The sequence below is a fragment of the Pseudoalteromonas sp. Xi13 genome, assembly GCF_003952205.1.
In the GTDB taxonomy this organism is placed as follows: Bacteria; Pseudomonadota; Gammaproteobacteria; order Enterobacterales; family Alteromonadaceae; genus Pseudoalteromonas; species Pseudoalteromonas atlantica.
Map to the genome: position 1 here is coordinate 3,653,063 of NZ_CP034439.1, position 20,403 is coordinate 3,673,465.

A 20,403-nucleotide genomic window follows, 5' to 3' on the forward strand; every position below is an offset into this window, starting at 1 on the left:
TATATTACAGATAATAGTGATAAACGGTGGTATTTAGGGATAAACCCACCACATAAATATAAGCACATACTATGAACCTACAACACTTTCAGCGTTTTCAAACCTTATACGCATCAGTATTACTGTGTGCTTACGTATTAATTAATAATACCGTAAATGCAACAACCCAAATCATGGAGATAAAAAGATCAGGAGATTTAACATTTTTAATTTGGGAGCCATTTGTATGGGAGTATTCAAGCGCGCTAGGATCTTTGCTTATGTTTCCGGCTTTAATTTGGTTTTTGAATAACACACCTTTTAAATGGCATAAAATACCTGCTTCATTGGGTATGTTTTTTGGCGCTTCAATTATATTTAGCATGTTACATATTGCTATTATGGTAGGCAGTCGCAAGCTTGTATATTTAGCTTGGGGTCGCTCTTATGATTTTGGATTGAGTTGGTTTGAATTAATATACGAATACCAAAAAGATGCTATAAGCTTTATATTTTTTATTGCGCTCATAAAAGTATATCAATATGTCGTTCAGCAATTAATTGGGGAGGCATCTTCTATAGAAGAAAGCGAGCAACAAGCCACACCTAGTCTAAACCGGTTGCTTGTAAAAAAGCATGGTAAAGAGTTTATTGTAAAAATAGACGATGTTGATTGGCTTGAATCATCGGGCAACTATGTAAACTTGTATATTGGCACGTCTATTTACCCTTTAAGAACGACCCTTACAGCGCTAAGTGAGCAACTAGAAGAGAAAGGTTTCTGTAGAATCCACCGCAGTCATGGTGTAAATCTAGATAGAATAGAATCTATAACACCGTTACCTAGTGGCGATAGTGAAATAAAACTTACTACAGGTAAGATGCTTAACTTATCTAGGCGCTATAAAGAACAGTTTAAACTTCAACTGAAATAAAAAAGGCTACCGAAGTAGCCTTTTATAATTATTTTTTAACCGGGCGTTTCCAGCCCGTTAAATTACGCTGTTTAGAACGTGCTATTGCAAGCTGTTCATCTTCAACGGTACTGGTGATCACAGAGCCTGCACCTACAGTTGCTGTTGTACCAATATTTACAGGAGCAACAAGTGATGAATTTGAACCAATAAAGGCGTTATCACCAATAATGGTTTTTGCTTTATTAACTCCATCGTAGTTACAGGTAATAGTACCTGCGCCTATATTCACTTTTTCGCCAATTTCAGCATCGCCTAAGTAACTTAAGTGGTTTGCTTTAGAACCTTTCCCTAAGCGGGTTTTTTTCATCTCTACAAAGTTACCAATGTGTGAGTCTTCTTCCATTACCGCACCAGGGCGCAGGCGAGCATATGGGCCCAGCGTACATTTAGCCGCTACGCTTGCATCTTCAATTAGGGTATTCGCTTTTATTACAACGTTATCGCCTATGGTACAGTTTTTAAGTACGCAGTTAGGGCCAATTTGTACGTTATTGCCAAGGGTTACATTACCTTCAAAAATAACGTTTATATCAATTAATACGTCTTCGCCTGTTTTAACATTGCCACGTACATCAATACGAGCAGGGTCGGCTAGGGTGGCACCATTTAACATTAGCTCTTCTGCTTGCCATGCTTGATAAGCACGCTCTAGGCCTGCAAGTTGTACGCGGTTGTTTGCACCTTCTACTTCCATTGCATGTTCGGGCTGTGCTGAGGTGATTTCTACACCTTCACTATGCGCCATAGCAACGATATCTGTAAGGTAGTATTCGCCTTGCGCATTATTGTTAGATAGATTGCCTAACCATGTTTTTAAAAGTTTGCCATTTACCGCCATAATGCCGGTGTTTACTTCGCTGATAAGTAGCTGCTCAGCGCTTGCATCTTTTTGCTCAATAATACCTACAAGCTTGCCCTCTTCTCGTAGCATGCGGCCGTAGCCATTTGGGTTAACCAAATTAACTGTTAATACAGCTAAACCATTTTTAGGTGTTGCGGCTAGTAAGCGCTCAAGTGTTGATTGCTTTGTAAGGGGTACATCGCCGTATAAAACAAGTACAGTGTCGTCATCATTAATATGAGGGCTTGCTTGTGCTACTGCGTGGCCAGTACCAAGTTGTTCTGCTTGCAGTACCCAGTTTACGTCGTTATCGGCAAGTTGTTGTTGTAATAGTTCGCCGCCATGCCCGTAAACTAAATTAGTGGTGGTTGCACCAAGTGCCTTTGCGTTATCTATAACATGCTGCACCATAGGTTTACCTGCCACTTTATGCAGTACTTTTGGTAGAGCAGAGCGCATACGAGTACCTTTACCCGCAGCAAGAATTACTGTTGTTAGAGCCATTAAAACAATTTCCTTTTTCCGTTGTTTTAGTGAGGAGTTAATGAAAGTAGCTTAACTAGATTACGCATGTCACTCCATGTATACATACTCAGCCGTATTATAAAAAATAATGGCTGAATCTATCATAAACAAACTATTCATAATAATTACACTTATTGTAACTAGCTTTGCTAACCGATATAAGTGTAAAGCCAAATTACAGGCACAAAAAAGCCCACATAACGTGGGCTTTTAAAAACCGGATAGGCTTACTTTTTACGTAATTGCTGAATTACGCGAAGTTGTGCAATAGCTTCTGCTAGTTGCATAGCTGCTTTTTGATAATCAAATTCAGCTGCTGACGCATTAGCCATTTGGCTTTCTGCGTCACGCTTAGCTTGCTCTGCGGCTTGCTCGTCTAGGTCTTCACCACGAACAGCTGTATCAGCAAGTACGGTTACTATGTTCGGTTGAACTTCTAGTGTACCGCCAGCAATGTAGATGAGTTCTTCTTCACCATGTTGCTTAACTAAACGTACCATACCAGGTTTAAGGGCAGTTAGTAGTGGGGCGTGACCGGCATTAACACCAAGCTCACCTTCACTACCAGATACTTGAATCGATTCAACTAGACCAGAGAACAAGCTCTGCTCTGCGCTTACTACGTCAAGATGTACAGTCATAGCTGCCATACTACCCTCCTAATTACATGCTTTTAGCTTTTTCTTGAGCTTCTTCGATAGAGCCAACCATGTAGAACGCTTGCTCTGGAAGGTCATCAAATTCACCGCTTAGAATGCCTTTAAAGCCAGCAATTGTGTCTTTTAGTGAAACGTATTTACCTGGCGCACCTGTAAATACCTCTGCCACGAAGAATGGCTGAGATAGGAAACGCTGGATTTTACGTGCACGAGATACAAGTTGCTTATCTTCGTCAGAAAGCTCGTCCATACCTAGGATAGCAATGATGTCTTTAAGTTCTTTGTAACGCTGAAGAACTGTTTGAACGCCACGTGCTGTATCGTAGTGTTCTTGACCAATTACTAATGGGTCAAGTTGACGTGAAGATGAATCAAGTGGGTCTACCGCTGGGTAGATACCAAGTGATGCGATATCACGTGAAAGTACTACTGTTGCATCTAAGTGAGCAAAGGTAGTTGCTGGAGATGGATCCGTTAAATCATCCGCAGGTACGTATACCGCTTGGATTGATGTAATTGAACCTGTCTTCGTTGAAGCGATACGCTCTTGAAGTACACCCATTTCTTCAGCAAGTGTAGGCTGATAACCTACCGCTGATGGCATACGACCAAGAAGTGCAGATACTTCTGTACCAGCAAGCGTGTAACGGTAGATGTTATCTACGAAGAAAAGTACATCGCGACCTTCGTCACGGAACTTCTCAGCCATAGTAAGACCAGTTAACGCTACGCGTAAACGGTTACCAGGAGGCTCGTTCATCTGACCGTATACAAGCGATACTTTATCAAGTACGTTTGAATCGTTCATCTCATGGTAGAAATCGTTACCCTCACGAGTACGCTCACCAACACCTGCGAATACTGAGTAGCCGCTGTGCTCGATTGCGATGTTACGGATAAGTTCCATCATGTTTACGGTTTTACCTACACCGGCACCACCGAATAAACCAACTTTACCACCTTTAGCAAATGGACATACAAGGTCGATTACCTTGATACCAGTTTCTAAAAGTTCTACTGAACTTGATTGCTCTTCGTATGAAGGCGCTGCACGGTGAATAGACATACGGTCTTCTTCGCCGATTGGGCCAGCTTCATCGATTGGCTCACCAAGTACGTTCATGATACGACCAAGCGTTGCTTTACCAACTGGAACTTGAATCGCTTCACCTGTATTTTCTACCGCTGCGCCACGACGTAAACCGTCAGTAGTACCTAGTGCGATAGTACGAACAACACCGCCACCTAGCTGTTGTTGAACTTCTAAAGTCAAACCAGCTAAATCGCCATCTGTTACTTTTAGCGCGTCATATACGGCTGGCACGTTGTCTTGAGAAAACTCAATATCCACAACGGCACCGATAATTTGGACGACCTTACCTAAACTCATGTCTATTCCTCTCGTTAATCTTTGCCTGAAGCATTAAACTGCGGCTGAACCAGAAACAATCTCACTAATTTCTTGTGTGATTGCCGCTTGGCGGGCCTTGTTATAAACAAGCTGTAACTCATCCATAAGGTCGCCGGCATTATCTGTTGCAGCTTTCATTGCAACCATACGGGCAGCCTGTTCAGAGGCAGCGTTCTCAACCACACCTTGGTATACCTGAGACTCAACAAAGCGTACAAGCAAAGACTCTAATATAGCGTCTGGGCCTGGCTCGTATAAGTAGTCCCATGTGTGGGCAGATACTTCTTCTTCAGCTTTTGGCAAAGGGAGTAACTGGTCAATTGTTGGTTCTTGCTTCATGGTATTAACGAAGTTGTTATATACCAGGAATAAACGGTCAATTTTACCTTCAGAGAATGCATCTAGCATAATTTTTACAGGACCAATTACGTCTTGTACTGAAGGCTTATCTCCAAGGCCTGCTTTTTTAGCAAGCACTTGACCGCCAAAACGTTGAAAGAAGCTAGCAGCTTTGCTACCTAAAGTTGCAAACTCAGCGTCCACACCTTTTTCTTTCCACGCTTTAATGTCTAATGCAACTTTTTTAAACTCATTTGAGTTTAAGCCGCCACATAGACCACGGTCTGTAGAGATAACAATATAACCAACTCGTTTTACTTCACGTTCTTCTAAGAACGGGTGAGTAAAATCAAGATTTGCTTGAGCAACACGACCAATTACTTTGCGTAATTTGTCAGCGTATGGACGGCTTGAAGCCACTCGTTCTTGCGCCTTTTTCATTTTAGACGCAGCAACCATTTCCATTGCGCTAGTGATCTTTTGAGTATTTTTAATACTCCCGATCTTGCTTTTAATCTCTTTTCCGCTGGCCATGACTCTCTCTCCGAATCAAGGTGTGCTTTAGTAAACTAAAGCGCACCATTAATAACTAAATTACCAAGTTTGCGTAGACTTGAACTTCTCAAGAAGTTCTTTAAGCTGCGCTTCGATCTCGGCGTTGTAGTTACCAGTTTCATTGATTTGAGCCACAAGCTCTGCGTATGTGCTACTTGCATAAGAAAGTAAAGCTGCTTCGAAATCCATAATTTTAGAGATTTCGATATCTTTAAGATAACCTTTCTCAGCTGCAAATAACGACAAAGACATTTCAGCAACAGACATTGGTGCGTACTGTTTCTGCTTCATTAGCTCTGTTACACGCTCACCATGCTCAAGTTGAGCACGAGTTGCATCATCAAGGTCAGACGCGAACTGCGAGAACGCAGCTAATTCACGGTACTGAGCTAGGGCTAGACGGATACCGCCACCTAGTTTCTTAACGATTTTAGTTTGTGCAGCACCACCAACACGCGATACCGAGATACCAGCATTTACTGCCGGACGGATACCTGAGTTGAATAAGTCAGTTTCTAAGAAGATCTGACCATCGGTGATAGAGATAACGTTTGTCGGTACGAACGCAGAAACGTCGCCGCCTTGAGTTTCAATGATTGGCAATGCCGTCAATGAACCAGTTTGTCCTTTCACTTCACCGTTAGTGAACTTTTCAACGTAATCAGCGTTTACACGCGATGCACGCTCTAAAAGACGCGAGTGAAGGTAGAATACGTCACCTGGGTATGCTTCACGACCTGGTGGACGCTTAAGTAGTAATGAGATTTGACGGTAAGCAACAGCTTGCTTAGATAAATCATCATATACGATTAATGCGTTTTCACCACGGTCACGGAAGTATTCACCCATAGTACAGCCCGAGAACGGTGCTAAGTACTGAAGTGCCGCAGACTCAGAAGCAGATGCTACAACTACGATAGTATTTGCAAGTGCACCGTGCTCTTCTAATTTACGTACTACGTTAGCAATAGTAGATGCTTTTTGGCCAACCGCTACGTACACACACTTAACGCCTGTGTTCTTTTGGTTGATGATTGCATCGATTGCTAGTGCAGTTTTACCTGTTTGGCGGTCACCGATTACAAGTTCACGCTGACCACGACCAACTGGAATCATCGCATCAATAGATTTGTAACCAGTTTGAACTGGCTCATCTACAGATTGACGCTCGATTACACCTGGTGCAATTTTTTCTACAGGTTCAAAACCGTCGTTATCTAAAGCGCCTTTACCGTCGATAGGAGCACCTAGTGTGTTTACAACACGACCAAGTAAGCCAGCACCAACAGGAACTTCTAAGATACGACCAGTTGTGTATACTTTTACGCCTTCAGTAAGGTCAGCGTAAGGACCCATAACTACTGCACCAATTGAGTCACGCTCAAGGTTTAGTGCGATAGCATAACGGTTGCCTGGAAGCTCAATCATCTCACCTTGCATACAGTCAGCTAGACCGTGGATGCGGATGATACCGTCAGTAACAGATACGATAGTACCTTCGTTACGAGCTTCACTTACAACTTCGAACTGCTCAATACGTTGTTTGATCAGATCTGAAATTTCAGTGGAATTAAGTTGCATGCTCTTTTTCCCAATTACGATTGTAGTGTTGTGGCTAAGCGGTTTAATTTACCGCGTACTGAGCCGTCGATTACAGTGTCACCCGCCTTAATAATAAGGCCGCCAACAACTGCAGCGTCTTCACTACAATTCAGCTTAACTTTGCGTGCGAAACGTTTTTCAAGTGTCGCTACCAATGACTCTTGCTGCGCTGCAGCAAGAGGGGTTGCCGAAATCACATCTACGTCGATTTCTTTGTCATACTCTGCTTTAAACGCAGCGAATAACTGAGCAACCTCTGGCAGTGCAATCAAACGTCCATTTTCAGCCATCACCTTAACTAGGTTCTGACCTTGTTCGTTGAGCTGCTCAGCACATAAGTTAATAAATAACTCAGATTGTGCAGTAGCAGTAGGCAATCCAGCTAGAATGGCTGATGCTTGTTCATTGCTGGCAACTTCGCCTGCAAAAAACAACATGTCATTCCAGCTTTCAATCGTGCCTTTTTCAACGGCAAGTTCAAAAGCCGCTTTAGCGTATGGGCGAGCGATAGTAGTCAATTCAGACATGCTCATACCCTCCTAATTACAGCTCAGCGACAAGTTTTTCAACGATGTCACTATGTGCGGCTTGATTGATTTCACGCTCTAAAATTCTTTCAGCGCCAACCACTGCCAGAGTTGCTACTTGCTTACGTAGCTCTTCTGTTACACGGTTACGCTCTGATTCAATTTCAGAGTGCCCTTGAGCAATAATTTTTTCACGCTCTTCTTGTCCACGAACAGTTTCTTCGTCAACAATAAGCACGGCACGCTTTTTAGCTTGTTCAATGATATCAGCCGCTTGAGCTTTTGCATCTTTAAGCTGTTCTGCAGCTTTTTGTTGCGCAAGTTCTAAGTCTTTTTCGGCTCTATCAGAGGCAGCTAAACCATCTTCAATTTTCTTCTGGCGAGACTCAATTGCATCATTAAGTGGTGGCCATACATATTTCATACAAAATAGTACAAACACCGTAAACGCAATTAATTCACCGATAAGAGTGGCTGTTATGTTCACGACCGCTCCTCCTTAAAATAGTAAGCTGTTCAAAAAATAAAATTAAAGTACGAACAGGATTACCATTGCGATACCAACACCGATCATTGCTACCGCATCGATTAGACCAGCTAGGATGAACATCTTAACTTGTAATGAAGGTGCAAGTTCAGGCTGACGCGCACATGCTTCTAGGAATTTACCACCCATGTTACCGAAGCCGATAGCAGTACCGATTGCACCGAAGCCGATAAGTAAAGCAACTGCGATGTACTTAAGACCTAATACTAGTTCCATTTTTTTCTCCAAAGTTTCAATTGTTAAAGTTAAATATAAAAAGTGTATAAATTAGTGATTGTCTGAACTTGCCATGCTTAGGTAAACAATGGTTAGCATCATAAATACGAATGCTTGTAACACGATTACTAAGATATGGAATACAGCCCAAACAAAGTGCAACGGAAGTTGCATTAAACCAACTGCGCCGATAAGTATGAATATCAATTCACCAGCGTATAAGTTACCGAATAAACGCAGTGCTAACGAGAAAGGCTTAGACACTAGAGCGATTGTTTCTAGTAATAAATTACAAGGAATTAAGAAAATCATAGCCACTTTGCTATTAGAGCTAAACGGGTGAAGTGTCAGCTCTTTAATGAAGCCACCAACCCCTTTAATTTTAATAGAGTAACCAATCATCAGAATAAACACACCCAGTGCTAACGCAGCGGTTAAGTTTATGTCTGTGGTAGGTACAATTTTCATGTAAACGTCGTGTGAGTCCATGCCAAAGGCTTGTTCACCAACAAAACCAGCAAGTGCAGGTAAGAAATCAACTGGGATTAAATCCATTAAGTTCATTAAGAACACCCAAACAAAAATTGTTAAGGCTAATGGAGCAATTAATTTGCTTTTACCGTGGTATGTGTCACGTACGTTGTCACCAACGAACTCAACAATCATTTCAATAAAACATTGAAATTTACCCGGTACTCCGGTGTGTGCTTTCTTTGCGGCGCTTCGGAAGGTCCATAAAAATAATAGACCAAGTCCGATTGACCATGCGAGGGTATCTATATTCCATGTCCAGAAACCACTGTCTGCACACGCTTTGTTGAAGGCAAGACCTGAGTCGGTCATACACATCTTAGCGTTTGTTAAGTGATGCTGGATATGGCTTGATATAGTAACTTCTTCTGCAGCCATGTTATATCCCAAAAGTTAATGTTTAAAAAAAACGGGTGCAAACAATCCAGTAAAGAGCACAAATACGTAAACACAAAAAAACGGCACTAAAACGACCGTGGTTGACTTGAGTATCAGTGCAAACAATACGATTGTTAGCATAAATTTTAATCCGTTACCGCGTTTTAACGAGGTATACGCTTGATTTGCTTTGCTTGCACCCATATATCTGAATGCATAAAGCGCAAATACTAGGTGGGGAAGTATTGCTACGCTGCTACCGGCAAGTGCTGATACGCTGGCGTTTACTCCCCAACCAACAAAAATAATTACTGCAGCTACAAGTGCTACGATACCCTGAAGACAAATTAATTTAAATGCGGCAAGCCTATAAGGTCTTGCTAACTTATTAGTCACGTTTAGTTAACCTTTATGGCGTTCTAATTGTTAGGGTGTGAAAACTGGCGAAATTATACTTAATCCTACCAGTTTTGCAACTTGAGTAGACGCTTTGTAACACAAAATAGCTACAAATGTCTCTTATCGGACATGTAAAATTTTAATGGTCGGTATTGCTGTGATTTATACGATTTAAAATGCTATCAAGCTCATCTAAATTGGTGTAAGAAATAACCAACTTACCTTTGCCTTTCGCGTTATAATTTATTTCTACTTTAGCCCCTAAGTTATCGCCTAATTTTTGCTCTAAACGCTTAACATCTGGGTCTTTTTCAGGTGCTTCTTTAGCAGCAACCGGCTCTAAAATTGAGCGTACTAACTTTTCGGTTTCGCGAACAGTTAGCGCTTTAGCAACGGCTAATCTTGCAGCGTCAGATTGTGCTTCACCTTCAAGTGCTAATAAACAGCGTGCGTGGCCCATTTCTATGTCGCCATGCTCTAACAGAATTTTAACATCACTATTTAAATTGTTTAATCGTAGTAAATTGGTCACGGTCGTGCGCGATTTACCCACCGCATCGGCAACTTGCTGGTGCGTTAATTCAAATTCATTCAATAATCTGTTTAAAGCGATAGCTTCTTCCATTGCGTTTAAATCTTCACGCTGAATATTTTCTATCAGCGCAATAGCAACGGCGGCTTCATCTGGCACATCTTTTACAATACAAGGTACGCTTTCAAGCTTTGCTATTTGTGCAGCACGCCAACGGCGCTCACCGGCAATTATTTCAAAGCTATTTTCTGCAACTGGGCGCACCACAATTGGCTGAATAATGCCTTGAGAGCGGATAGAGCTTGCTAACTCCTCAAGCGCTTCTTCAGACATATCTTTACGAGGCTGGTATTTTCCTGAGTGTAAAAACTCAATAGGCAGCTTTTGCAACTCATTCGCAACGGGCTGTGCTGCAGTTTGTACAGCTTCAGTCACATTTACTGTGTCTTGTTCCTTGCTTGAGCTCGGCGCTGGTTTTGATGAACTTAAAAGGGCATCGAGTCCTCGGCCTAAACCTCGTTTTTTAGCAGACATGTTATTTTTTTACCTTAAAGTTAGGCGACTACCGGCGCTGTTTTTTCTTTTCTGCGTAGCATTTCGCCCGCAAGTGCTAAGTAGGCTTTTGCGCCACTTGATGCGCGGTCGTAGTACATTGCTGGTGCACCAAAACTAGGTGCCTCGGCAAGACGCACATTACGTGGGATCACGGTGCGGTATACTTTATCGCCAAAATGTTGTTTTAATTGTTCTGATACATCATTTGCTAATCGATTGCGCGGATCGTACATAGTACGAAGAATGCCTTCAATTTGTAAGTTAGGGTTAACTAACTTTGCAAGTTGCGTAATAGTGTCCATTAATGCGGTTAACCCTTCAAGCGCATAATATTCACATTGCATAGGTACTAAAATAGAATCAGCAGCAGCCATGGCGTTTACTGTTAACATATTTAGTGAAGGCGGGCAGTCGATAAAAATAAATTCGTATTTATCTTGTATTTTTTCAAGCGCATTACGAAGGCGTACTTCGCGTGCAAACAATTCCATTAACTTTACTTCGGCTGCGGTTACATCGCCGTTGGCCGCTATCATATGATACTCACCCGAGGTTTCAGTGATTATCACCTCATCCATTGGTTTTTCTTCAATGAGTAAATCGTAAATGGTGGCGACATCGCCATATTTGTCTACACCGCTACCCATCGTAGCGTTGCCTTGGGGGTCGAGATCTATTAACAGCACTTTACGCTTCGTTGCAGCCATAGATGCAGCGAGATTAACAGCCGTTGTTGTTTTACCAACGCCGCCTTTTTGATTTGCTAATGCGATGACTTTTGCCACTATGTCTCTGATCCCTAGTCTTTAGAAAGAATAATTAAATGTCGTTGTGCATCAAGTTCAGGCACTAATAGCGAGATTTTATCTTCAAATTTTACACCCTCAGGTAGCGACTCTAGCTCTTCACTAGGAAACACACCTTTAAGCGCTATAAATTTGCCTGAGTTATCAATTAAGTGTGAACACCAATCAACCATATCTTGCAGTGAAGCAAACGCACGACTTAGTACGCCATCTAATTTAACACTTGGTTGATATTCTTCAACTCTTGACTGCACAGGGGTGACATTATTTAGCCCGAGCTCGTGTTTAACTTGCATTAAAAAGCGAACGCGTTTGCCTAAGCTATCAAGCAATACAAAATGCGTATCAGGTAGTGCAATAGCTAATACAATACCTGGTAAGCCAGGACCTGTGCCTACATCAATATAATGATGACCGGGTAAATGAGGTGCAACAACTAAGCTATCCATAATGTGCTTAATCATCATTTCTTCTGGTAAGCGTACAGATGTTAAATTATACGCTTTGTTCCATTTGTTTAGTAACTCAACGTATTTAACTAATTGCTGTTGTTGTTTTTCAGTTAGCGCAATATCAGTTTGCGCTAACAATGTTGTTAATTGTTGCTGTAACACAGTTTACCTTTACCATTACGCAGTTTTGCGTAATAAGCCTTGCTTCTTCAGATACACTAATAATAGCGAAATCGCCGCTGGGGTGATACCAGAAATACGAGAAGCTTGGCCAATAGTGTCTGGACGCGCATCCGTTAACTTAGCAACTACCTCGTTTGATAAACCCGATACCGTTGAGTAATCGAACTCTTTAGGCAAAATGGTTTCTTCATGACGAAGCTGTTTATTGATCTCATCTTGCTGGCGCGCAATGTAGCCTGCGTATTTAGTATGGATCTCAACTTGTTCAAGTGCAGCTTGGTTTGTAAACTCAGATCCAAACCCATCAATAGCCATTAAGTCGTCGTAACGAATTTCTGGACGACGAAGTAGATCCTCTAAACTTGCTTCACGAGTAAGCGGTGTTTTTAATAAGGCGTTTACTTGATCAACCACAGCATGATCTTTGTGGATCCAGGTTTCTTTAATACGCTGTTTCTCTTTTTCGATCACTTCCATTTTTTCGTTAAATGCCTGCCAGCGCTCATCGTTAACTAAACCAAGTTCACGGCCTTTTTCTGTTAAGCGAATATCAGCGTTATCTTCACGCAATAATAAACGGTATTCCGCACGGCTAGTAAACATACGGTACGGTTCTTTTGTACCAAGCGTTGCTAAGTCGTCTATTAGTACGCCCACATACGCTTCATCACGACGTGGGGTCCATGCATCTTTGCCTTGTACTTGTAAGGCGGCGTTCATGCCGGCAATTAAACCTTGTGCACCGGCTTCTTCGTAACCGGTAGTACCATTTATTTGGCCTGCAAAAAATAACCCGTCTATAAACTTGGTTTCTAATGACTGTTTTAAATCACGTGGGTCAAAGAAATCATATTCAATAGCATAACCAGGACGACAAATATGTGCGTTTTCAAAACCATCTATAGATTGCACAATTTGTAACTGCACATCAAAAGGTAAGCTGGTTGAAATACCGTTAGGGTAAAGCTCGTACGATGTTAAACCTTCAGGCTCTACAAATATTTGGTGCTTGTCTTTATCAGCAAAGCGCACAATTTTATCTTCTATTGAAGGGCAGTAACGTGGTCCTATACCTTCAATTACGCCAGAGTACATAGGCGAGCGATGTAAATTGTTACGAATAACCTCATGGGTTTTTTCGTTTGTGTAGGTGATATAGCATGGTATTTGCTGTGGGTGATCGCTTTGTTTACCAATAAACGAAAATACCGGTGTAGGCGCATCACCTGGTTGTTCTTGCATCTTGCTAAAATCAACTGTACGGGCATCAATACGTGGTGGAGTACCTGTTTTTAAACGGTCTACTCTAAAAGGTAATTCACGTAAACGATCAGCAAGTGCAATTGAAGGGGGATCGCCTGCACGACCACCTTTAAAATTCTCTAAACCAATATGTATTTGGCCACCTAAGAAAGTACCTACGGTTAATACAACACTAGGTGCGCTAAAACGTAATCCCATTTGGGTTACTACGCCAACAACTTTGTCGTTTTCAACGATAAGATCATCACACGATTGTTGAAATATTTTTAGGTTTTCTTGGTTTTGTAATGTGTTTTGAATTGCAGCTTTGTACAAAGCGCGATCAGCTTGTGCTCGAGTTGCACGAACAGCAGGTCCCTTTGAAGAATTTAAGGTACGAAATTGAATACCGCCTTTATCAATAGCCTGTGCCATAGCACCGCCTAGCGCATCAATTTCTTTAACCAAATGGCCTTTGCCTATGCCACCAATTGCAGGGTTGCAAGACATTTGACCAAGTGTATCCATATTATGAGTTAGCAGCAGGGTATTCATCCCCATACGTGCAGCAGCCAATGAGGCTTCAGTGCCTGCATGTCCACCACCTACTACGATAACGTCAAACTTTTCGTGAAAAATCATTAATGGGATCCTACTTAATCAAACCAGTAAACTTCAAAAGGGAGCGTATTCTACCTAGAAATTAGCAGAAGATAAATGATTAAACAGTGGGCAAGATCTAAGTCACTGATCACTTATAATATAAAGGATCTTTTAAAAAGATCTTTTAATACTATTACTACTAGTGATCGGGTTTTCTGTTGATAAGCTCTATTTATTCATTTAAAACATAAAATTAGATCAGATCTAAAGGTGTTAATATGATCGGATCATCAGGCAAATAAGCTCTGATCAAAAAGGGGGTTTATACACAGCCCAATATCGATTGGATCTTATCCCATGGATAAGCATGCTTAAAAACGCAGTTTGATCAGCGGTTATCCACAAAAGCTATTAAATTATTAGTAAATTGTGGGTAACTTTTTTTATGCATTTTAATCGATCACATTACTTTAATTGTGTTTTCTCTATCCACGAATCTAACCACTCTAGGGCGGTATCTTCGGGTAATGCCTCATCAAGAATATTTAATTCAAGCCTTGGCGCTATGCATGTTGCGCCTTTGCTGGCCATTAAACTATTTATATTACGCCCAGCAAGGTTATAGGTGTCGTAGCTGGTATCGCCTAAGCCAATGACTGAATATTTAATTGCAGATAAGTCACTTTGCTGATTTAGCTGCTCAATAAATGGTAAAAGGTTGTCGGGGTAATCGCCCGCGCCATAGGTCGATGTGCATATAAGCCAGATTGTATTGTGTTGATCAATATCAGATAAATTAGGTTGATCATGTAGTTCAGCACTTATACCTTGGTTATTTAACTCATCACATAGTTGTTCTGCTACATATTCTGCAGATCCCATTTGACTACCAACGATTATATTTACAGAACTCATATTTAAACTGATCACACTTTACTTATTTGCCCGCTATGATAACTGAGTTAGCCTTGCAGTAAAGAAAACCTTTGTAATTTTGTATAACTATTTTTGAGTTGTTTTTACTCTTTGCTGTAATCGCTTGTATAAGTTATTGAATATTAATGAATTAACAAAAACTATTTAAATGTAATCTTCTGATCAAGTTGTTGATAAGGTTGGGGAAAGCTCTGCTTAACTAGTATGCTTTGTAGATCGAAATAAAGCTAAGTCATTGATTTTTTATTATAAGTGAGGCCACCAGCCCACGTTTTTATATAGCTAAGCTGTTGTTGATCATAATGTGGATAGTAATCTTGTTGATAACTTAAAAAGGCGATCAAAAATAATTTTTAAAAACGATCCGATTAAGCAGATCTGCCCTAAAAAAGTGAAAATAAGTGTAATAAACCACGCTTTTTTATAGATCGTGACGGTTTAAGCTTATAAATGTGCCGCTATTCTTGTTTTATTAGCCATAAAGTAGGCGATTGTGGATAACCTTTTTTAATTAGTCTTATTATTTTTCAAGTTCAGCGAGGAGTTTTGCTGGTGGATCAATTAAAAACGAGGGCGTTGACCTTAATAGTACCGGTTACTTTTGCTTATAAATTCACACACCGTAGTTAAAACGATCTACTTAAGGATACTTTTAGCGTCATATTGGTACTTTTTTAAGCTATGTAAAGCACCAATTACGCGCTTAACGTGGTGTTTTTTATACTGTGAGAGATTAAAGAGGTGAGTTGAATACGCTAAAATCAGGCGCGTTTTTATTTAATTTTAGCCCCGTTTTAGCTTTTTAAATTTTTATACCGGGCATAAAAAAGGGCACTAATGTGCCCTAAAGTAAGTGTTATTTTATGCTGCTTTAGCGAGTTATTTACCAATACAGAACGAGCTAAATATTTTGCCTAGTAGGTCGTCTGAGGTAAATTCACCGGTTATTTCGTTTAAGTACTGCTGCGTTAAGCGTAGCTCTTCGGCTAATATTTCGCCGGCTACGTGCATTTCTAACTGCGTTTTACCAGTATCTAAGTGATAGGCCGCATGTTCAAGTGCATCTAAATGGCGGCGGCGCGCCATAAATCCACCTTCTGTTGCGCCCTGAAAGCCAATACAAGCTTTTAAGTGGTCGCGTACAAGCTCAATACCTTGCGCATTTTTAGCGCTTAAACTAATTACTGGGTATTGTTGGTTTTCATCCATACCTACTGCGTCGCCCGATAAATCGGCTTTATTTCTGATAACGGTAACACCCATACCTTGCGGTAATTTTGCCATAAACTCAGGCCAAATTGCGTGTGGGTCGGTGTCGGTGGTGTCGGTGCCATCAAGCATAAACAACACGCGGTCAGCTTGGTTTATTTCATCCCACGCGCGCTCTATACCTATTTGTTCAACGCGGTCTGGGCTTTCACGTAGGCCTGCGGTATCGATAATATGCAGTGGCATGCCATCAATATGAATGTGCTCACGTAGTACGTCGCGAGTAGTACCGGCTATTTCGGTTACTATAGCGGCTTCGCGGCCTGCTAGGGCATTAAGTAGGCTTGATTTACCCGCATTAGGGCGCCCTGCGATAACAACGCGCATACCTTCGCGCATAATACTGCCTTGCTTAGCTTGGCCCGTTACTGTGTGTAATTGACTGATGATGGCATCTAAATCGCCCGATACTTTGCCATCGGATAAAAAATCAATTTCTTCATCAGGGAAGTCAATGGCTGCCTCTACATACATACGTAAATGAATAACTTTTTCTACTAGGGTTTCAATGTGTTTAGAAAACTCACCTTGTAGCGATTGTAGGGCGCTTTTAGCTGCTTGCTCTGAGGTTGCATTAATTAAATCGCTAATAGCCTCTGCTTGGGTTAAATCAAGCTTGTCGTTCATAAAGGCGCGCTCAGAAAACTCACCAGGCTTAGCTAAGCGAACGCCTTCTATTTGGCTAATTTCTTTTAATAGCATGTCGAGTACAACAGGGCCGCCGTGACCTTGCAGCTCAAGTACGTCTTCGCCGGTAAATGAGTTTGGGCCTGCAAAATAAATAGCGATACCTTGGTCGAGTTGCTCGCCGCTTAAACTTTTAAAAGGTACGTAGTCGGCATAGCGAAGATTAGGTACTTTACCTATTATTTTTTCGGCCACGCTTTTAGCAAGGCTGCCAGAAACCCGAATTATACCTACGCCACCACGCCCAGGAGCGGTCGCTTGTGCTGCAATTGTGTCTTGATTGATCATGCTATTTATTTGCCAACGAGAGTAACTTTAATGGCGCTATTGTAACCTATGCATTTATTGGTAGCGAATAGCTGTGGTAAAAAATAGGCAATAAAAAAGGCGACCTAAGTCGCCTTATATATGAGTAGCCGTTAAGCTAGCCTCTTACTTTTATACCTTGCTTTTCCATGCCACGGTAGATGATAAGCATCTGGACAATAGAAATAAGGTTAGACACTAACCAGTAAAGTACTAAACCAGATGGGAACCATAAGAAGAATACAGAGAAGATAACCGGCATAAAGGTCATCATTTTTTGCTGCATTGGATCGGTAACCGTCATTGGTTGTAGTTTTTGCGTCACAAACATACTTGCACCAAATAATATTGGTAATACGTAGTATGGGTCTTTTGTAGAAAGGTCAGTTAGCCAAAGAATGAACTCTGCATGGCGCAGCTCTGTCGATTCTAAGAATACGTAAAATAGTGCTAAGAAAATTGGCATTTGTAGCAAAATAGGGAAACAGCCACCCATAGGGTTAACTTTTTCTTTTTTGTACATTTCCATAGTAGCTTGGCCGAACTTTTGACGGTCATCACCATATTTTTCTTTTAGTGCAGCCATTTTTGGCTGAAGGGCACGCATTTTAGCCATTGACGTGTATTGCGCTTTAGTCAGTGGGTACATTAACGATTTAACGATAATAGTGATGGCAATAATAGCGACACCCCAGTTACCTAAAATGCTGTGTAACCATTTAAGAAGTACAAATAAAGGCTGCGAAATAAACCATAACCAACCGTAATCTACAGTTAAGTCTAAATCTGGGTGAATCGCTTCAAGAATATCTGACTCTTTAGGACCCATGTAGTAAGTCGCATTAAGAGTTTGCTCGCTGCCGGCTTGTACATTTATAGGCGCTGCTTTTGTACCAATAATAGCGGCATTACTTTTAGTAATTAAGCTGTAAAGCGTGTGTGTTTCGTCTTGCTTAGGTACCCATGCACTTACAAAGTAATGCTGAATAAATGCAACGTAACCGCCTTGGGTGTTTTTATTTAGGTTTTTGTCAGCCATATCTGAAAAGCTGTATTTTTCGTACGACTCTTCATCAGTACCGTAAGCTGCACCTAAATAGTTTTGATCTACTAAGCTGCCTTTTTCTTGTACGGTACGCTTAATTTGCGTGTATAGCTGTACTTGCACTGGCGCACTTGTAGCATTATTTATTGTGTACTCTAGGCCTACATCGTATTGACCTTTTTTAAATACGTATGTTTTAGTGAAGCTAACGCCATTACTATCAACATAGGTAAGTGGTACACGTAGCTCATCACCGCTTAGCGTGTAGGCTTTTTGCGTTGCTTGGTAAGTAGGGCGACCATTCGCTGATGCGTCTGGGCCATTTAAACCAATTAAACCACTTTGTGAGAAGTATTGATTGCCATCAAACTCGCCTAGAAGCATAAATGGTGTTTCTTCACCTTTTACTTCCTCATATTGGAGTAAGTCTGCTTCAACAATGTCACCGCCTTTGGTGTCTATTTTTACTTTGAAAACGTCAGTCGTAATGTCAATAACTGAACGCTTAGCAGCGGTAGCCGAAGCAGGTAAACCTGAATCTGACGATGACGGTATATAATCATCTGACTCTGGTGACGTTGTGTTTAGTGTTTGTGTAGTGGCACTAGGATCGGCTTTAGGAGTGTTGTAGTCATTATTCCATTCTTGAAATAATAAAAACGACACTAACATTAAACCGATTAATAAAAACGTGCGTTGCGATTCCATAACAGCTCTTATTTCTCGTGTTGGTGGTTAATACGGGTTAATTTTTCAGGAACGGGGTCTTCTCCGCCTGAATGTAAAGGATGGCATTTTAATATGCGTTTAAGTGCTAACCAACTCCCTTTTACAAATCCATGCAAATTAATTGCGTGAATAGCGTAATGAGAGCAGCTTGGATTAAAACGACAATGCGGGCCTAGTAGTGGGCTTATCCACATTTGATAACCGCGGATAAATAACACTAAACAACGCTTTGGAATAGCAACAAGTGGTTTAAGTAACCTCATGGTGTTTATACCCCTGCGTATATTTAGTGAATAGATACCATGTATTTAAAGGCTCAATTAGAGATTTTAAACGCATGATTAAAAGGTGAGCTAAAGATACCCTAATTAACCCTGCAATTCTATTGCTATCGGGTTTGTTTATTAGATTTAGCTGATTTGTTTGGGCGTTTTTTAAAAGGTGGTGGTTTAGGTGCACCAGGTTTGCAGCGTTCATTTATTTTACGCCACAGCTTTGTAAGTTGTTTGGTTATTTCTTCGTTAGACTGCTCATCAATACCACTTTTTACCATAAGCACAATATCGATATTATCGATGGTGTGTTGATTTAAACGAAAACTTTCGCGAGCGAGTCGTTTAATACGGTTACGTTGGCATGCCTTTTTTACACGTTTTTTAGCAACAGTGAGTCCTAACCTAGGTTTATCTTGGTCATTAGGTTTAGCTAAAAGAGTAAATAAAGGAGTTGCAGCCCGAGCGGGTTCGTTAAATATGCGAGAGTAATGCGAGGGAGTTAACAGACGTAACTCCCTGCCAAAGCTAAAGTCTTCCACTTATATATTAAGCAGAAAGAACTTTGCGGCCTTTAGCGCGGCGACGTGCTAATACTTTACGGCCATTTACAGTTGCCATGCGAGCACGGAAGCCGTGTGCACGTTTGCGTTTTAAAACGCTAGGTTGAAAAGTTCTTTTCATAACAATCTCATCCGATCGGTTAAAGTTAAAACATCCTATGCAGGTCGCGATCCTGGCACAGGTGCCATTGCGAGCGCGAGATATTATAGATTAAGCACTTTAAAGTCAATCATAATTGCGCTGTAAACACCGTGTTTATTACATTTTTTGTACGCTGGCTTGATATTTATGGATTAATTTTAAAGCAAAATGGTCTGCTTTTGCGCAAAAAGGCGAATTAATGGCCGAGTGTGACTAAAAGAATGTGGATCGTAATAAAGTAGGGTGATCAACTAGGATCATCATAATTAAGAAGTTTTCCACAGCTGGTGTTTGAAAAGTGAATAAAAGCATGGGAAAACTCATTTAGATCGTAAAATTGGTTCGCGATCTCAGTGTGTTTTTGTTATGATCTGTTATCAGGCTTTAAAATAAAAGTCGATATAAATCAGTCTGTTAAGATATTTATACACTGATATCAACAATTTTATAAAAATCAATCTTTTACTTGTGGATAAAGTGCCTTCATAATACCCGGTCTTGGGTCGGGTAGCTGGCCAATTGAACGCAATAAATGCATGATTTTTAATCATTATTGATGTGCGGGAATAAAAATTATACCTCTGGGAGTTTAACT

At 41.0% G+C, this 20,403-nt stretch carries 21 protein-coding genes; 1 reads left to right on the forward strand and 20 read right to left on the reverse strand.

Annotation, left to right across the window (positions count from 1 at the left end; all coding sequences use genetic code 11):
- Positions 1–71 precede the first annotated feature (71 nt).
- Positions 72–914, forward strand: coding sequence for a LytTR family DNA-binding domain-containing protein (locus EJ103_RS16425; protein ID WP_126008682.1), 843 nt, complete (start codon positions 72–74; stop codon positions 912–914).
- A gap of 28 nt (positions 915–942) precedes the next feature.
- Here the strand turns inward: EJ103_RS16425 and glmU are convergent, their stop codons facing one another.
- From glmU to rpmH, 20 genes are all read right to left on the reverse strand, one after another.
- Complete coding sequence (gene glmU / locus EJ103_RS16430; RefSeq protein ID WP_126008684.1) at positions 943–2,301, reverse strand: bifunctional UDP-N-acetylglucosamine diphosphorylase/glucosamine-1-phosphate N-acetyltransferase GlmU; 1,359 nt, start codon at positions 2,299–2,301, stop codon at positions 943–945.
- A gap of 248 nt (positions 2,302–2,549) precedes the next feature.
- Positions 2,550–2,972 carry a F0F1 ATP synthase subunit epsilon gene (locus EJ103_RS16435; protein WP_004588077.1) on the reverse strand — a complete coding sequence of 141 codons (423 nt, stop codon included), beginning with the start codon at positions 2,970–2,972 and terminating at the stop codon, positions 2,550–2,552.
- Positions 2,973–2,985: 13 nt separating this feature from the next.
- A complete protein-coding gene (gene atpD, locus EJ103_RS16440; protein ID WP_004588076.1) occupies positions 2,986–4,371 on the reverse strand; it encodes a F0F1 ATP synthase subunit beta in 1,386 nt (461 codons plus the stop codon).
- Between the two features lie 33 nt (positions 4,372–4,404).
- Positions 4,405–5,265 carry a F0F1 ATP synthase subunit gamma gene (gene atpG, locus EJ103_RS16445; RefSeq protein ID WP_004588075.1) on the reverse strand — a complete coding sequence of 287 codons (861 nt, stop codon included), beginning with the start codon at positions 5,263–5,265 and terminating at the stop codon, positions 4,405–4,407.
- 60 nt (positions 5,266–5,325) lie between these two features.
- Positions 5,326–6,867, reverse strand: a complete 1,542-nt coding sequence (atpA, locus tag EJ103_RS16450) for a F0F1 ATP synthase subunit alpha (protein WP_004588074.1) — start codon at positions 6,865–6,867, stop codon at positions 5,326–5,328.
- A gap of 14 nt (positions 6,868–6,881) precedes the next feature.
- Positions 6,882–7,415 (reverse strand): F0F1 ATP synthase subunit delta, encoded by a 534-nt coding sequence (gene atpH / locus EJ103_RS16455; protein WP_126008686.1) that lies wholly within the window; start codon positions 7,413–7,415, stop codon positions 6,882–6,884.
- Between the two features lie 16 nt (positions 7,416–7,431).
- Positions 7,432–7,902: a F0F1 ATP synthase subunit B gene (gene atpF, locus EJ103_RS16460; RefSeq protein WP_004588072.1), complete on the reverse strand. Its 471-nt coding sequence runs from the start codon at positions 7,900–7,902 to the stop codon at positions 7,432–7,434.
- 42 nt (positions 7,903–7,944) lie between these two features.
- The gene (gene atpE / locus EJ103_RS16465) at positions 7,945–8,178 is read right to left on the reverse strand and encodes a F0F1 ATP synthase subunit C (RefSeq protein WP_004588071.1); all 234 of its coding nucleotides are present in this window, start codon (positions 8,176–8,178) and stop codon (positions 7,945–7,947) included.
- A 51-nt stretch (positions 8,179–8,229) separates the two neighbouring features.
- Positions 8,230–9,087 carry a F0F1 ATP synthase subunit A gene (gene atpB, locus EJ103_RS16470; protein WP_004588070.1) on the reverse strand — a complete coding sequence of 286 codons (858 nt, stop codon included), beginning with the start codon at positions 9,085–9,087 and terminating at the stop codon, positions 8,230–8,232.
- A gap of 15 nt (positions 9,088–9,102) precedes the next feature.
- Positions 9,103–9,483, reverse strand: a complete 381-nt coding sequence (locus EJ103_RS16475) for an ATP synthase subunit I (protein ID WP_024032126.1) — start codon at positions 9,481–9,483, stop codon at positions 9,103–9,105.
- A gap of 142 nt (positions 9,484–9,625) precedes the next feature.
- Positions 9,626–10,552: a ParB/RepB/Spo0J family partition protein gene (locus EJ103_RS16480; RefSeq protein ID WP_126008688.1), complete on the reverse strand. Its 927-nt coding sequence runs from the start codon at positions 10,550–10,552 to the stop codon at positions 9,626–9,628.
- Positions 10,553–10,572: 20 nt separating this feature from the next.
- Positions 10,573–11,358 carry a ParA family protein gene (locus EJ103_RS16485; protein WP_004588067.1) on the reverse strand — a complete coding sequence of 262 codons (786 nt, stop codon included), beginning with the start codon at positions 11,356–11,358 and terminating at the stop codon, positions 10,573–10,575.
- A 14-nt stretch (positions 11,359–11,372) separates the two neighbouring features.
- Complete coding sequence (gene rsmG, locus EJ103_RS16490; RefSeq protein ID WP_126008690.1) at positions 11,373–11,993, reverse strand: 16S rRNA (guanine(527)-N(7))-methyltransferase RsmG; 621 nt, start codon at positions 11,991–11,993, stop codon at positions 11,373–11,375.
- A 15-nt stretch (positions 11,994–12,008) separates the two neighbouring features.
- Positions 12,009–13,898 (reverse strand): tRNA uridine-5-carboxymethylaminomethyl(34) synthesis enzyme MnmG, encoded by a 1,890-nt coding sequence (gene mnmG, locus EJ103_RS16495; RefSeq protein ID WP_126008692.1) that lies wholly within the window; start codon positions 13,896–13,898, stop codon positions 12,009–12,011.
- Positions 13,899–14,324: 426 nt separating this feature from the next.
- Entirely contained in the window at positions 14,325–14,774 is a 450-nt protein-coding gene (gene mioC, locus EJ103_RS16500; RefSeq protein ID WP_004588064.1) for an FMN-binding protein MioC, read from the reverse strand.
- A gap of 900 nt (positions 14,775–15,674) precedes the next feature.
- Entirely contained in the window at positions 15,675–17,039 is a 1,365-nt protein-coding gene (gene mnmE / locus EJ103_RS16505; protein ID WP_126008694.1) for a tRNA uridine-5-carboxymethylaminomethyl(34) synthesis GTPase MnmE, read from the reverse strand.
- Between the two features lie 136 nt (positions 17,040–17,175).
- A complete protein-coding gene (yidC, locus tag EJ103_RS16510; RefSeq protein WP_126008696.1) occupies positions 17,176–18,810 on the reverse strand; it encodes a membrane protein insertase YidC in 1,635 nt (544 codons plus the stop codon).
- 8 nt (positions 18,811–18,818) lie between these two features.
- Positions 18,819–19,094, reverse strand: coding sequence for a membrane protein insertion efficiency factor YidD (gene yidD, locus EJ103_RS16515; RefSeq protein ID WP_126008698.1), 276 nt, complete (start codon positions 19,092–19,094; stop codon positions 18,819–18,821).
- Positions 19,095–19,219: 125 nt separating this feature from the next.
- A complete protein-coding gene (rnpA, locus tag EJ103_RS16520) occupies positions 19,220–19,645 on the reverse strand; it encodes a ribonuclease P protein component (RefSeq protein WP_029772813.1) in 426 nt (141 codons plus the stop codon).
- 7 nt (positions 19,646–19,652) lie between these two features.
- Positions 19,653–19,787, reverse strand: a complete 135-nt coding sequence (gene rpmH, locus EJ103_RS16525; protein WP_004335215.1) for a 50S ribosomal protein L34 — start codon at positions 19,785–19,787, stop codon at positions 19,653–19,655.
- Between the last annotated feature and the right edge of the window lie 616 nt (positions 19,788–20,403).